The sequence below is a fragment of the Sporosarcina sp. BI001-red genome (assembly GCF_003384035.1).
Classification (GTDB): domain Bacteria; phylum Bacillota; class Bacilli; order Bacillales_A; family Planococcaceae; genus Sporosarcina.
On sequence record NZ_QQAK01000012.1, the window covers coordinates 184,680 to 199,012 of the forward strand.

14 protein-coding genes are annotated in these 14,333 nt (G+C 42.1%); 12 read left to right on the forward strand and 2 right to left on the reverse strand.

What is annotated here, in order from left to right; genetic code table 11:
- Window positions 1–4 precede the first annotated feature (4 nt).
- Window positions 5–640 (reverse strand): PAQR family membrane homeostasis protein TrhA, encoded by a 636-nt coding sequence (gene trhA, locus DVB69_RS10300; protein WP_116019024.1) that lies wholly within the window; start codon window positions 638–640, stop codon window positions 5–7.
- Between the two features lie 72 nt (window positions 641–712).
- Here trhA and DVB69_RS10305 point away from each other — a divergent pair, with 72 nt between their 5' ends.
- The 10 genes from DVB69_RS10305 (at window position 713) to DVB69_RS10350 (ending at window position 8,584) form a co-directional block, all read left to right on the forward strand.
- Window positions 713–1,552 (forward strand): DegV family protein, encoded by an 840-nt coding sequence (locus tag DVB69_RS10305; RefSeq protein WP_116019025.1) that lies wholly within the window; start codon window positions 713–715, stop codon window positions 1,550–1,552.
- A 62-nt stretch (window positions 1,553–1,614) separates the two neighbouring features.
- The gene (locus DVB69_RS10310) at window positions 1,615–2,433 is read left to right on the forward strand and encodes an SGNH/GDSL hydrolase family protein (protein WP_116019026.1); all 819 of its coding nucleotides are present in this window, start codon (window positions 1,615–1,617) and stop codon (window positions 2,431–2,433) included.
- 11 nt (window positions 2,434–2,444) lie between these two features.
- Entirely contained in the window at window positions 2,445–3,023 is a 579-nt protein-coding gene (locus tag DVB69_RS10315; protein ID WP_116019027.1) for a YpmS family protein, read from the forward strand.
- 15 nt (window positions 3,024–3,038) lie between these two features.
- Window positions 3,039–3,560 (forward strand): peptide-methionine (S)-S-oxide reductase MsrA, encoded by a 522-nt coding sequence (gene msrA, locus DVB69_RS10320; RefSeq protein WP_116019028.1) that lies wholly within the window; start codon window positions 3,039–3,041, stop codon window positions 3,558–3,560.
- Between the two features lie 2 nt (window positions 3,561–3,562).
- Window positions 3,563–3,985, forward strand: coding sequence for a peptide-methionine (R)-S-oxide reductase MsrB (gene msrB / locus DVB69_RS10325; protein WP_116019029.1), 423 nt, complete (start codon window positions 3,563–3,565; stop codon window positions 3,983–3,985).
- 16 nt (window positions 3,986–4,001) lie between these two features.
- Complete coding sequence (locus DVB69_RS10330) at window positions 4,002–4,223, forward strand: YozE family protein (RefSeq protein ID WP_116019030.1); 222 nt, start codon at window positions 4,002–4,004, stop codon at window positions 4,221–4,223.
- Window positions 4,224–4,303: 80 nt separating this feature from the next.
- Entirely contained in the window at window positions 4,304–5,008 is a 705-nt protein-coding gene (deoD, locus tag DVB69_RS10335; RefSeq protein WP_116019031.1) for a purine-nucleoside phosphorylase, read from the forward strand.
- A gap of 78 nt (window positions 5,009–5,086) precedes the next feature.
- Complete coding sequence (locus tag DVB69_RS10340) at window positions 5,087–6,583, forward strand: lmo1851 family serine protease (protein ID WP_116019032.1); 1,497 nt, start codon at window positions 5,087–5,089, stop codon at window positions 6,581–6,583.
- A gap of 60 nt (window positions 6,584–6,643) precedes the next feature.
- Window positions 6,644–7,540 (forward strand): CobW family GTP-binding protein, encoded by an 897-nt coding sequence (locus DVB69_RS10345; protein WP_116019033.1) that lies wholly within the window; start codon window positions 6,644–6,646, stop codon window positions 7,538–7,540.
- A 195-nt stretch (window positions 7,541–7,735) separates the two neighbouring features.
- Complete coding sequence (locus DVB69_RS10350; protein WP_233505368.1) at window positions 7,736–8,584, forward strand: CAP domain-containing protein; 849 nt, start codon at window positions 7,736–7,738, stop codon at window positions 8,582–8,584.
- Window positions 8,585–8,631: 47 nt separating this feature from the next.
- On the opposite strand, the gene DVB69_RS10355 is transcribed toward DVB69_RS10350, so the two are convergent.
- Window positions 8,632–9,984 (reverse strand): MATE family efflux transporter, encoded by a 1,353-nt coding sequence (locus DVB69_RS10355; RefSeq protein WP_370452953.1) that lies wholly within the window; start codon window positions 9,982–9,984, stop codon window positions 8,632–8,634.
- Between the two features lie 118 nt (window positions 9,985–10,102).
- On the opposite strand from DVB69_RS10355, the gene DVB69_RS10360 reads away from it, so the two are divergent.
- Both DVB69_RS10360 and DVB69_RS10365 read left to right on the forward strand, forming a co-directional pair.
- Window positions 10,103–11,185, forward strand: coding sequence for an undecaprenyldiphospho-muramoylpentapeptide beta-N-acetylglucosaminyltransferase (locus DVB69_RS10360; RefSeq protein ID WP_116019034.1), 1,083 nt, complete (start codon window positions 10,103–10,105; stop codon window positions 11,183–11,185).
- 198 nt (window positions 11,186–11,383) lie between these two features.
- The gene (locus DVB69_RS10365) at window positions 11,384–14,206 is read left to right on the forward strand and encodes a 2-oxoglutarate dehydrogenase E1 component (protein WP_116019035.1); all 2,823 of its coding nucleotides are present in this window, start codon (window positions 11,384–11,386) and stop codon (window positions 14,204–14,206) included.
- The last annotated feature ends 127 nt before the right edge of the window (window positions 14,207–14,333 follow it).

Consider the following 14,333-nt stretch of genomic DNA (forward strand, 5'->3'; position numbering starts at 1 on the left):
TTACCTATACAAAGAACAAAACACTAAAATAAATGCAAGCACAGCCTGCTAAAACGAACAGATGCCAAATGGCGTGGTTGTATGGAAGACTGCGCCATGCATACACTAAAGCACCAAGCGTATACAATACACCGCCCACAACAAGCAACGCAATACCAGTTCCAGTGAGTGTAGCGTATAATGGTTTTATAGCAATAATGATCAGCCATCCCATCACGATATAGAGGATGAGAGAAACAGCTTCGAAACGGTGGATGAAGAATACTTTAAAGAGCGTTCCAAAGATCGCTAATCCCCAAACGATACCAAAAAGCGTCCAGCCAAACCTACCGCCAATTGCGAGCAAAACAAGTGGGGTATACGTACCCGCAATTAAAAAGTAGATCGCTGAGTGATCGAATATCGAAAAAAGTTTCTTAAATTTTTCCGGTAAACTATGGAGAAGTGTACTCATCGTATACAACAAAATCATCGAAACACCGAATATAATGTAGCTGACGAGCGCGAGGGTATTTCCTTGTTGAACTCCTTTTAAAATGAGAAAAACGAGAGCCGGAATACTTAAGAGTACTCCAAAGCCATGTGTTATGGCATTCCATCGTTCCTCTTTACGGGTTTTATAGTCGAACGCGCTTTCCATTGGCGAGTGCCTCCTTTTCTTTAATTATACTAAAATAGAAACACAGTTTCCACTGACAGAGGAGAGAGAGAAATGAGCAAAATCAAAGTCGTAACGGATTCAACTGCAGACCTTACAAAAGAAGAAATCAGTGAATATGGAATCCAAGTTGTCCCATTATCGATTCATATTGACGAAGATGTCTATCAGGATCGAATCGATATCCAACCTTTAGAATTTCTAGAAAAGATGGCAGCGGCTGATGAATTACCAAAAAGCTCACAACCTTCATCTGGTACTTTTACTGAGTTGTACAACGAACTCGGTGAGGATGGTAGTGAAGTGATTTCCATTCATATGACTGGTGGAATGAGTGGAACGGTGAAATCGGCTGAAGCAGCAGCTAAAATGACGGACACTCCTGTAACTGTTATAGATTCGCGATATATCTCTCATGCACTATCTTTTCAAGTAATCGAAGCCGCTAAACTCGCTCAACAAGGAAAAACTATGGGTGAAATTGTTGCTCATTTGAACGAAGTGCGGGCAAAAACCATGCTTTACGTAGTCGTAGACAAATTAGATAACCTTGTAAAAGGTGGACGAATTGGAAAAGGAAAAGCGTTTATTGGTTCTTTGCTTAACATTAAACCAATTGCATCCCTTCAAGACGGTGTCTATACGCCTGTCGGAAAGGCGAGAAGTCATAAGCAAGTTGCCTCACAACTTTTTTCCTCGTTTAAAGAAGATACAGCAGGGAAAATAGTAAAAGGTGTAGGAATTTCGCACGCACAAGGGTTAGCGATGGCAGAACCGTTGAAACGCCTTATCGAAGAGAGTGGTTTTACGGATATAAGGTTTTCTTTTACGTCACCTGTCGTCAGTACGCACACGGGCGCCGGAGCAATTGGATTTATGTACTACACTGAATAACCCTTTAACTCTATGGGGGATTTAAGAGTCTGATAACTAAAACGAAATGAGGAAATTTGATAATGAGAAGAAGAGCATGGATACTATTACTTGCCTTCTCATTGGTGCTAACGGGATGTGATCAGGTGTTCAGAAATAATGCAGAACCTTTTACCGAAAGAAGAGACATAGAGTTCTCCAATTGGGATATTCCAACAAACTTTGTGCCGAAGTCTTTACATGTTGTGGGGTTGGGAGATTCGTTGACACAAGGTGTGGGGGATGAAGAGAAAAAGGGCGGTTATTTTGAACGGGTAGCTTCAGACCTGACTGAATGGGAAGGAATTTCTTTTGTTGAAACAGAGAACTTGGCAAAACGTGGTCGCCGGAGTGACCAACTTGCCAAACAACTTGAAGAAACAGATATTCAAGCGTCCATTAAAGATGCAGACATAATCTTTATTACCATTGGTGGTAACGATATTATGAAAGTATTGAAAGCCAATTTGTTCAAACTGAAAACAAAACCATTTTATAAGGAAATGGACAAATACGAACAGCGTTTAGATGAGGTTTTTGGAACGATTCGTGCACTCAATCCTGACGCTCCAATTATCATGTCGGGACTGTACAATCCAATATTACTCATTACGGATGAAGTGAAAGAGTTTGATGAAATCATTGATGATTGGAATGCGGTAATTGAAGCAAGAATTGAATTGGACGGAAACAGCTGTTTTGTACCCGTTGCTGATTTGTTTGAAGAAAATACAAATGTTGTCTATCATACGGACTTTTTTCATCCGAATGCTCAAGGCTATACGTTGATGGAAGAACGCTATTTAAAATACTTGGAGGAATGTGGTTTGCAAGAAACACTCCAAGGGGAAATGGACAGGTAGGAGATGATCGCTTGAACCGATGGAAAATCGCGTTTTTTACATTATCAGGAATGATAGCAGCAGGATTTGCAGGCGTTCTCTTTTTATTAGGATCGGCAGGAACTTCAGATCCTTTACCTTCAACAGAAGTGTTTGAAGATGGGGATGCTAATATCCTAACAGTGCGAACGACTAAGAAAGATTTTGAAGGAATCGCGAACACATATATTCGTGAAGCAATGAAAGGCGAGAAACTACCTGTCCAAATGAAAGTGAAGGATGACGTGATTCTCTACTCGGAGCTAACCGTCTTTTCGTTTACTCTCCCCGTGATTATGCACTTCGATCCCATTGTACAAAAAGATGGAAACTTGATTTTGAAACAGTCTTCCATGGAATTAGGTCAGTTAAACATTCCGCCATCCACGGTTTTAAAAGTTTTACGTGATTCAGTGAAGTTACCTTCTTGGATGATCGTTCGTCCTAAAGAAGAAGAGCTTTTCATTGATTTATCGAAAGTTCCTGTCTCAAAGGATGTATCGGTACGAGCAAAATCGTTCAACCTAGAAAAGGATGAAATCTTACTTGAAGTATCCATCCTGAAAAAATAAGGAGTGGTCTACGTCATGAAACAATATGCAACGTTTGCAGGTGGCTGTTTTTGGTGTATGGTAAAGCCTTTTCATAAGTACGATGGCGTGCTTTCAGTAGTTTCTGGCTATACAGGTGGAGACATCCCAAATCCCTCTTACGAACTTGTCTGTTCAGAAACAACAGGTCATCGGGAAGCAGTTCAGATCGAATTTGACGACGAAGTCATTTCATATCGGGAATTATTGGATATTTTTTGGCGTCAGATTGACCCGACAGATAGTGGGGGACAATTTTTCGATCGGGGCGAGTCGTACCAAACCGCTATTTTTTATCATTCAGCTGACCAGCAGAAGGAAGCAGAACAATCCAAGCTAGAACTAGAAAAGTCAGGGAAATTCACAAAATCAATCGCGACAGAAATTTTACCGGCTAAATCGTTTTATTTGGCAGAAGAGGGTCATCAAGATTATTATAAGAAAAATCCAGGGCATTACAAACGCTATTCAGTTGGGTCTGGTAGAGAAAGTTTTAAATCAGAGAATTGGAGTGAGTGATCATGAAAGAGGATTTGAAAAATCGAATAACCGAAATGCAATATCATGTCACACAGGAACAAGGTACTGAGCCCCCATTCCGTAATGAGTTCGACAACCATTTTGAAGATGGAATCTATGTAGACCTTATTTCAGGAGAGCCCCTATTTAGTTCTAAAGATAAATATGATGCAGGATGTGGGTGGCCAAGTTTTACAAAACCTATTGAAAAAGAAGAAGTGACTGAGCACTTCGACACGGCTCACGGGATGCGTAGAACTGAAGTACGTAGTAAAACTGCAAACTCTCATTTAGGACATGTCTTCCCGGATGGTCCCGGGGAAGCTGGAACGCGTTATTGCATTAACTCAGCTGCGCTCCGTTTTGTTCCTCTTGAAAAGTTTGACGAAGAAGGTCTGGGCGACTACAAAGCTCAATTCCAATAAGAAAGGAGGTCCGTGGATGGACCGTTCCTTTTATCAATTTGTATGTTCATATCGCGGTGGTGAAAAACATGATCCACATGCAATATTTGCAGAACGTATGTTTAATGATCACAGTTTTCCAAGGTATGAGAGATCGTTTGATCCACTGTCACGGTATATCGAAGAAAAAGCCGATCCTCAAATGCCATCAATTCTGTTTGACGAACTGTATCGGCACTTTGAAGATCGATTCCTTTAAATGGGCGGTGGAACCGTTGCAATACCGCCTGTTTAACTGTATGATAAGTACAGAAAATGAAAAAGAGGTGCTATGTAGAGATGAGTATACATATTAATGCGAAAAAAGGCGATGTAGCCGATACGATCCTGCTTCCTGGAGATCCTCTCCGCGCGAAGTATATTGCTGAAACATTTCTTGAAGACGTTGTACAATACAACGAAGTGCGTAACATGTTCGGTTATACTGGGACATACAAAGGGAAGCGAATTTCTGTTCAAGGAACTGGAATGGGTGTTCCATCTATCTCCATCTATACGACTGAACTTATGCAAGAATTCGGCGTAAAGAAACTGATTCGTGTTGGAACTTGTGGCGCTATTCAAAAAGACGTTAAAGTACGTGACGTCATCCTTGCTCAAAGTGCTACAACGAATTCACCTATTAACCGCACGTTCTTCAATGGTGTGGACTATGCACCAACAGCAAACTTTGATTTGCTTTTGAAAGCTTATAATGCAGGAAAAGAAAAAGGCTTACATCTTCAAGTAGGGAATGTCTTCACGGAAGACTTCTTCTATAACGAGCATTCAGAACACGAAAAACTAGCATCATATGGAGTTTTAGCTGTTGAGATGGAAACAGCTGCATTGTACACACTTGCAGCTAAGCATGGTTGCCAAGCTCTTTCTGTTCTTACAGTAAGCGATCACATTCTTACAGGTGAAGCAACAACTTCTGAAGAACGTCAAATTACGTTCAATGACATGATTGAAGTCGCTTTAGAAGCTGCAATTCAGGAATAATCCAAATGAGGGCCGCGGTCAAGTTAGCGGCCCTTTTTTGACTAAATACGCATTACGAAGTAGAAAGTGGGATCGCGAATGGACGAAAATGAACAAAATGAGCAGAACCGGGCACCAGAGCCAGAGCAACACTCCGCTCACAATCGATATTTTAAGATAAAACCGTTCTCCTTCGTCATGTTGATTTTCACATTAGTCATTCTTACTGCAGGAATTACGTTCTTTGCCCTTACGTTTGGTGATGACAAAGTTGTCGAAGTCGTAAGTCCTCAAAAAATCGATCGACAAGAATTCCAAAAGTTTTATGATGCCTATGACGAAATTAAGAAAAACTATTTTCAAGATATTGACGACAAAGTTGTATTGGATGGCGCGATAAATGGAATGGTAGATGCTTTAGATGATCCGTATTCAGATTACTTGAATACAGAGGAAACTGAAAATCTTATGGAGAACATCTCATCCAGCTTCCAAGGTATCGGTGCTGAGATTCAAGAAGCTGACGGCTATATCAAAGTTGTATCCCCTATTAAAAATTCACCTGCTGAAAAAGTAGGTTTATTGCCAAATGACCTGATTCAGGCGGTCGATGGCAAAAGCATTCAAGGCATGTCTTCTTCAGAAGCTGTCCAGCTCATACGTGGTGAAAAAGGGTCGACTGTTACGTTAACGATAAAGCGCGGAGAAAAAGCAGAACCTTTCGAAGTGAAGATTAAACGTGACGATATTCCGATTGAAACCGTCTATACAGAAATGCTGGATGGAGGAATTGCACATATTCGTATGACAACATTCTCGGAGCATACGTACGACGAGTTACTAACAGCGTTAGACGATATGGAAGCAAAAGGAATGAAGGGACTCGTACTAGATGTACGACAAAATCCAGGCGGTGTCTTAGATGGCGCACTGAAAATTTCCGATCTGTTTTTGGATAAAGGAAAAACAGTCCTTCAAACGCAAGAAAAAGGGAAGAAACCAGTACTCTACCCCGCATCTGGCGGACGTAAAGTGAAAGTACCTGTTGCACTCGTTGTCGATGATGGTAGTGCATCTGCTTCTGAAATTTTAGCGGGCGCTTTAAAGGAATCCTCAGATATTCCAATCGTCGGTATTAAGACATTTGGTAAAGGTACAGTACAATCTCCTCTAGATATGAAAGATGGTTCAAACTTGAAGATCACAACTGCAAAATGGTTAACACCAGATGGCAATTGGATTCATAAAAAAGGAATTGAGCCTGATGTTAAAGTCGACTATCCATCCTATGCGATGCTACCTTTCCTAGACCCATCTGAAGAGATGAAGGAAGGACATGTTTCAGCTAATACAGAGACTGCTAAAGAAATGTTGAAGGCAGTAGGCTATGACGCTGGAAAAATTGATGGCTTATTCGATGAGAAAACGACACAAGCTGTCAAAAAACTTCAAGCAGATCTTAAACTTGAGGAAACGGGTGTTTTGACAGGAGATACTGCAATTGGTCTCATGAACAAACTCCGCGAAAAAATCGAAAAAGACGATCCACAGTTGTTGAAAGCGAAACAAGTTGTGCTCGACAAAGTCGGTAAATGAGCTAAAGGCGCCCAATCCAACCGGATTGGACGCCTTTTCTACTAGAAAGGAATGGTAATTATGATTGATGTGTATTTATATAGCGGATTTTTAGGGAGCGGTAAAACATCACTTCTGCTAAACTCTATTGCGCAACTAAAAGCAGCAGGGAAGAAGCCGGCTGTTTTGATGAATGAGTTCGGGGAGCTACCCGTGGACTCAGATTCCGTATCAGCATCAGGGGAAGTGCCGTTAAAAGAATTATTGAGTGGGTGCATTTGCTGTACGGGGTCTGAAAAGACGGAAGCGCAGCTACAAGCGCTTCTAGAAGACTATGAAGGCATAGATGTCATCTTGATAGAAACAACCGGTGCTGCACACCCTGTGGAGGCATTAGACGCTGTCTATTCCCCTTTATTTGCAGATCGACTTCAAGTGAAAGGAATTGTAACAGTGGCGGATGCACCACGCTGGCTCCATCGTGAAGAGCTTTCACCTAGAATTCACTCATTGATGTTGGAACAAGTTCGCCATGCTCATATTATTGCTTTAAACAAGTCTGACTTGGTGACTGAGTCTCAATTAGCGTCAATCTCTATGGAGCTAGCGAACTTAAACACGTCTGCACCTATTGTACAGACAGTCCAAGGGAAATTAGATTTCTCATTCATTGAAAAAACATTGTCAGCCGAGAAGTCTGCACAGCAGCCGATTATTTCAGGCAAGAACTTACCGCTTTCATCGAAAGTCATTACGTTTCTGAATCCAGTGAAAAAAGAGGATGTAGAGGCATGGACGGCTTTACTTCCTGATACCGTATATCGCATGAAGGGATATATCCCAATTGAGGGTGTGAAAAATCCAATGCTGTTCCAATATGCCTATGGTATGGTGAACTGGATGCCGGAATATGTTAGGATGCCCGAGCGCCTTGTTGTGATTGGTGAAGGCATTGACCAAATTGACTGGATTCATTAAATAGACGCTTTATGATGCCTTGTCAATAGGATTTGTTATCCAATAATTCATCCCATACCCATAGATATCCATAGAGATCTTTCTTCAACTCTATTTTTAAAGACATAGAGATAGGGAGTGGAGATGTATCCAAGGTGTTCCAATTTTACATCCTCCTTCTTCGTTTACGATAGTTTCCGAAGGGAGGCGTACAAGATGAAAAAATCGATAGCAGTCATCTTACTCGGTTCGGCACTCGTATTGCCGAACACTAGCCAGGCAGAAGCTTCTACTCTTGACTCTGTCCAAGTGAACAAAGTAGTAAAAACAATAACAGTGGAGGGGAATTTGCAACAACTCCCAACACAGCTTCAATACAATAAGGAGGACCTACAAGCTTACTACAATGGGTTAGCTAGTTGGTTTATGCAACACTATGCAAAACCACAACAAAAACCTGTAGAAAAGCCGCATGCTCCTGTTGAAAAACCATCGCCGACACCAAAGCCAGACCAGAAGCCGGTGCCTGAAGTGAAACCGGAAAAACCAACGCCTCCAGCAACTGAAAAGCCAGTGCCGACACCAAAGCCAGAGCAAAAGCCGGACACCACTCCAGTTCCGACACCACCAGCTAAGCCGGCACCACAAGAAAAACCTGATCAAACACCTGACCAAGGTCAAGTTTCTGCGAGTCAAATCGAACAAGCGGTTTTGACGCTTACAAATGCAGAACGTCAAAAAGCAGGATTGAAACCTCTTCAAATGGATGAGAAATTGATGCAGACTGCACGTGCAAAATCTGCAGACATGGCATCTAAAAACTACTTTTCTCATACGAGCCCGACATACGGCTCACCGTTTGATCAGATGAAAGCGAACGGTATCACATACCGCGCTGCTGCTGAAAATATTGCAATGGGTCAACGAAGTGCAGAAGAAGTCGTTAAAGGTTGGATGGCGTCCCCAGGACACCGTGAAAACATCTTGACTCCTGGCTACACGCACATCGGAATCGGTTACGATGCAAGAGGTAACTATTGGACACAACAATTCATTCAAAAATAAAAAAAAGCCGGTTTAGCAAAGAAAATTGCTGAACCGGCTTTTTTTTATCAAATTGAAAGATCATGTTTTTTCTGAATAACTCTTAGTCTAATACTTAACGCAATTGCACCAACTGTTAACCCTGCAATCAAACCTACCCAATATCCGAAGGGACCAAGTTCGGTATAGGTTGCGGATACATAGCCGACGGGAAGTCCAATCACCCATAGGGATATAAAGCCCATCAGGAAAGTCATGTTGACATCCTTGTAACCTCGTAACGCCCCTTGTATAGGCGCTTGAACAGCGTCCGATAACTGAAACAACGAAGCGAAAATGAAGAACTGGGCAGCAAGTGTAATAATTGAACGGTCAGTGGTATACAACGAAGCGATTGATTCCCTGAATACTAGTAATATTGCGATGCCTATAAAGCTGAAAATCACGGCAAAACTAATGCCGAGCAAGCTATACTTCTTCGCATCCTCAGACTGGCCAGCACCAATCGATTGCCCCACTAATATGGTCGCTCCCATTGAAATACTAAGTGGAATCATATACAACAGTGATGTGAAGTTCAATGCTACTTGATGCGCAGAAATTACTTCAGTTGAATACGAACTCATTAATAACGTAACTACTGAAAAGATGCTTGTTTCGATGAATATTGACATCCCGATCGGTACTCCTATGAACAAAATCTCTTTCCAATAAGACCAGACCGGCAACTGCCAGTGCTTCAATAACTCGTACTTTTGATAGGGTTTACCAGCCACCGCAACAGCACCAGCAATGACAAACACAATCCAATATGTAATTCCAGACGCATAACCGGCGCCAGCTCCACCAAGTTCAGGGAATCCGAAATGACCGTAGATCAATAAGTAGTTCAATAACACATTGATTGGAGCGGAAATAAGGATGATGAACATTGATACACGAGTAGAACCAAGTGCATCAAAAAATGATCGTAATACGGTGTATGCGAATAATGGTGCTAGACCGATGCTCATTCCTTTTAAATAGTCAATCGCTACACCACTCACTGGTGCTTCCAGTGACATGGTCCTAATAATCGGGAAGAAGACCAATAAAATGAATCCGAAAACGACAGTTGCTAAAGCGATGGATACATAGAGTCCTTGTTGCACAGACGGTTGAACGCGCTCGGTACGTCGAGCACCTACGTGCTGAGCAATAATCGGTGTAAGTGCCATAAGGATTCCAGCAAGACCGGTGTAAACGGGTATCCAAAATGATGATCCGATTGTGACTCCTGCTAAATGGTATGTATCGTACCTTCCAGTCATAAGAATATCAAAGAATGTCACTAAGTATAAAGCCACCTGTGTAATTAAAATCGGCATGACAATTTTGGCAAAATGGAACGATTTTCTTTCCACAGGAAGAGAAGATTCCACGGATTTCCCTCCTTTTTTATTTCAACCCTTATTGTATCATGCTTATTTTGGTATACTATCAAAAGAAACAGATGAGATTGACTTTATTTTTTAACGATAGAAGAGGTGAACGGCCCTAATGAAACGGCCAGTAATCGTATTGACAGGTGGAGGAACGGCAGGGCATGTCTCCGTAAACGAAGCAATTATCCCTGCATTTTTAGAAAGAGGATACGAGATTCACTATATCGGATCCCATGAAGGAATTGAGCGAGACCTAATCGGCACAGGTCATCCAGAAGTGACCTACCATGCAATTGATAGTGGTAAACTAAGACGTTATTTTTCAATGAAAAATTTCACGGATCCTTTTCGTGTAGGTGCAGGAGTTTTACAGGCGTATTCAATTTTGCGTAAATTAAAGCCTGAAATCATCTTCTCTAAGGGAGGATTTGTTTCAGTACCCGTTGTGCTTGCTGCTAAGCTAGCGCGTATTCCTGTCGTCGCTCACGAATCAGATGTATCTCCTGGACTCGCCAACAAAATAGCGCTTCCATTTGTGAAGCATATTTTTACTGTGTTTGAAGAAACGCTCTCATATGTCCCTTCTGATAGATCTTCTTGTACGGGAGCGATTATCCGTCCCGAACTATTTGAAGGAGATCGAAAGACTGGGCTTCGCATGTCTGGTTTGACTGAAGAGAAGCCAGTTGTCATCGTAATGGGAGGCAGCCAAGGTTCTGCAGTACTCAATGATGCACTAAGAGGAAACCTGCAAACTATTTTACAAGACTTTCAAATCATTCACCTATGTGGAAAAGGGAATTTAGATGAGTCACTTGACCAAACAGAAGGGTATGTCCAGTTTGAATACGTAACTGAGGGATTACCTCACTTGATGGCTGCTTCTGAATTAGCGCTATCCCGTGCAGGTTCAAACGCTATTTTTGAATTGCTCGCAGTTCGTATACCGATGCTTCTTGTCCCGTTGTCTGCGGAAAAAAGCCGTGGTGACCAAATTCTGAATGCTAAACATTTTAAGAAACTTGGTTTTGCACATGTCATTAATGAGGAAGACATCACTGTAGCGTCATTATTAGCTGGTCTAATTGACCTTGCAGAAGACAAAAAGAACATCATTTCGACAATGGATCAAACGGATGCAACCAAAACTCCGGAAGAAATGGCGAATCTAATTCTCTCATGTAGAACGAACTCATAAAACCGATTATCCACAAAATGGACACTTGCGTTTTTTTAACTCTTGCATAGCGAGTCTGCAAGGTGTAAACTAGTCCGCGGATAATACATGTTGATACTAGAACGAAACCCTTTCAGTTCAAGTGTTTGCATGGTAACATAGTAAAGGATATAAAAATTTACGCAACATGCCAAAAGGCAAATGTGGAGGTAATAACTCATGTCGAACAGTGTTGGTTTCGAGCGTTCACCGTATGCAGCTTTTTCAGGTCCGAACCTTGGTTATGTAATGGAAATGTATGAGCTTTACAAAAATGCACCAGAATCCATCGATCCGGAGCTTGCAGAATTCTTCAAGCGAAACGGTACACCTGAAAGTGGAGACGATCGCCTCTCAAATCTAGCAAAACAAGATGGAGCTAAAGGAAGTCCAGCAGATTTCCGTAAAGTTCTTTCCGCATACAAACTCATGGATGCAATTCGGGCATACGGACACTTAAACGCTGATATTTACCCGCTGAATGACCGTCCAAAAGACGCTTCAAGAATTGAACTTTCAGCTTATGATCTATCTGAACGTGATCTTGAGGCAATGCCAGCTTCACTCTTCTTAAAAGAAGTTCCTTCTCAAGTGGAGAATGCACTAGATGCAGTGAACTATTTGAAATCCTTATACACGGGCAAAATCGCTTATGAATTCGCTCACTTGATTGAAGAAGAGGAAAAGCAATGGATTCAAGAAAATATTGAATCTGGAAAGTTAGCGATTTCCCTTACTGCAGATGATAAAAAACAATTGTTAGACCGTCTGACTAGAATCGAAGGTTTTGAGAAGTTCATCCACAGAACCTTTGTAGGCGCGAAACGGTTCTCGATTGAAGGACTTGACACGCTTGTCGTATTCCTCGACGAACTAGTGCTACGTTCTGAAGAAGCACAAACGAAAAAAATGTTGATTGGTATGGCGCACAGAGGACGTCTGAACGTTCTTACGCATATCCTCAACAAACCTTATGAGATGATGTTCGCAGAGTTTGCAGGCGTCCCATCAGGGCCATTTTTACCTGAAAATGGTTCAGTAGAAGTAACTCGTGGCTGGTTTGGTGATGTAAAGTATCACCTTGGTGCTTTGTACAAAGGCCAAACAGGAATGGATCGTTTTCTTGCGTACAATCCATCTCACTTAGAAGTCGTAAATCCTGTAATCGCAGGACAAACACGAGCTGCCCAAGAGAACACGGATCACCCAGGTATTCCAGTTCAAGATACCAATGCTGCCTATGCAGTAATGGTCCACGGAGATGCTGCGTTCCCTGGTGAAGGAATTACACAGGAAACTTTCAACTTCAGTCGCGTTCGCGGATTCCAGACTGGTGGATCTATTCACGTCATTGCGAATAATATGATTGGGTTTACGACGGAGTACTACGATTCGCGTTCCACACATTATTCTTCAGATATGGCAAAAGGATTTGAAATACCGATTCTGCACGTAAATGCAGATAGTCCTGAAGATGTTATCGCCGCAGCATTACTCGCATTTAACTACCGACAGAAATTCGGTAAGGACATTCTTATAGATCTAATCGGCTACCGTCGTTACGGTCACAATGAAATGGACGAACCGATGGTTACAAACCCTGTCATGTATCAAGATGTTCACAACCATCCGACAGCTCGTCAGTTGTATGGCGAAAAGTTAGCGAACGAAGGTATTTTGACTACCCAAGACGTTGAGACATTAGATGCCGAGGTATTTGCAGAAATGCAACGTGCTTATGACAAAGTGAAAGAGACTTCGTCGGATACGAGCAATAATTCCGATGCGACTCCTGATGCAGTACTCGCAGGATATCCGCGAGATCTTCAAACAGGTGTATCAGAAGAACGTCTTCGTCGGATGAATGAAGAATTGCTCTCTTATCCTGAAAGCTTCAATGTATTCGGGAAATTGGATCGCATTTTGAAACGTCGCCAAGATCCGTTTAACGGAAAAGGGAAAATCGATTGGGCACATGCGGAACAGCTTGCATTTGGATCAATTCTTCAAGACGGTAAACCAATCCGGATGTCTGGCCAAGATATCCAGCGTGGTACGTTTGCACACCGTCATCTTGTGTTACACGATGAGAAAACAGGAGAAGAATTTGTACCACTACATCACATCAGTGATTCAAACGCATCATTTGTTGCGTACAACAGTCCTTTGACTGAAGCGGGTGTCGTAGGGTATGAGTTCGGTTATAACCTAGAAGAAGAGAAGACAGTCACAGTTTGGGAAGCGCAATATGGAGATTTCTCCAATATGGCTCAAGTAATGTACGACCAATTCATCTCATCCAGTAACGCGAAGTGGGGTCAACAATCCGGTTTGATCATGATGTTGCCGCACGGTTACGAAGGGCAAGGACCGGAGCACTCAAGCAGCCGTATCGAACGCTACTTGCAACTTTGTGCTGAAAACAACTGGACAGTTGCGAACATTTCAAGTGCAGCAAACTACTTCCACGTACTTCGCAGACAAGCAGCGATACTTGGAGATGAAGCTGAACGTCCACTCGTTATTGCAACACCTAAATCACTTCTTCGTCATCCACTAGTGGGTGCTGATCTTGCCGAACTGACGGAAGGTCATTTTGAAACAGTATTGGAAGAACCGAATACTGGAAAAAATGTAGATAGCGTGAAGAAAGTGATTTTGACTAGTGGTAAAATGGCAATTGACTTGGCAGAGAAAGTGAAGGGTGGAGTAGGATTCGACCACTTGCATATTGCACGTGTGGAACAATTGTATCCATTCCCATCTGACAAATTGTCTGCAATCATTCAACGATTCCCGAACGCTGAAGAGATTGTTTGGGTCCAAGAAGAGCCGAAGAATATGGGTTCATGGTCATTCGCGCTACCTTATTTACATGAGATTTCTCAAGGACTGAAAGTGAATTACACAGGGCGTATTCATCGTGCAAGTCCTTCTGAAGGAAACGGCACAATGCACAAACTCGAACAACAACGTATCATTGAAGAAGCGCTTAAAAACTAATTATATATGTTGAATTAAACAATCCGACCAGTTGCCGTTGTTTTCCGCTCTAGGCGGACGCTTTCCGCTTCAAACAACTAATATGTCTGAGCTCGTGGAGATTTTTACATCAATATACAAAGTAATT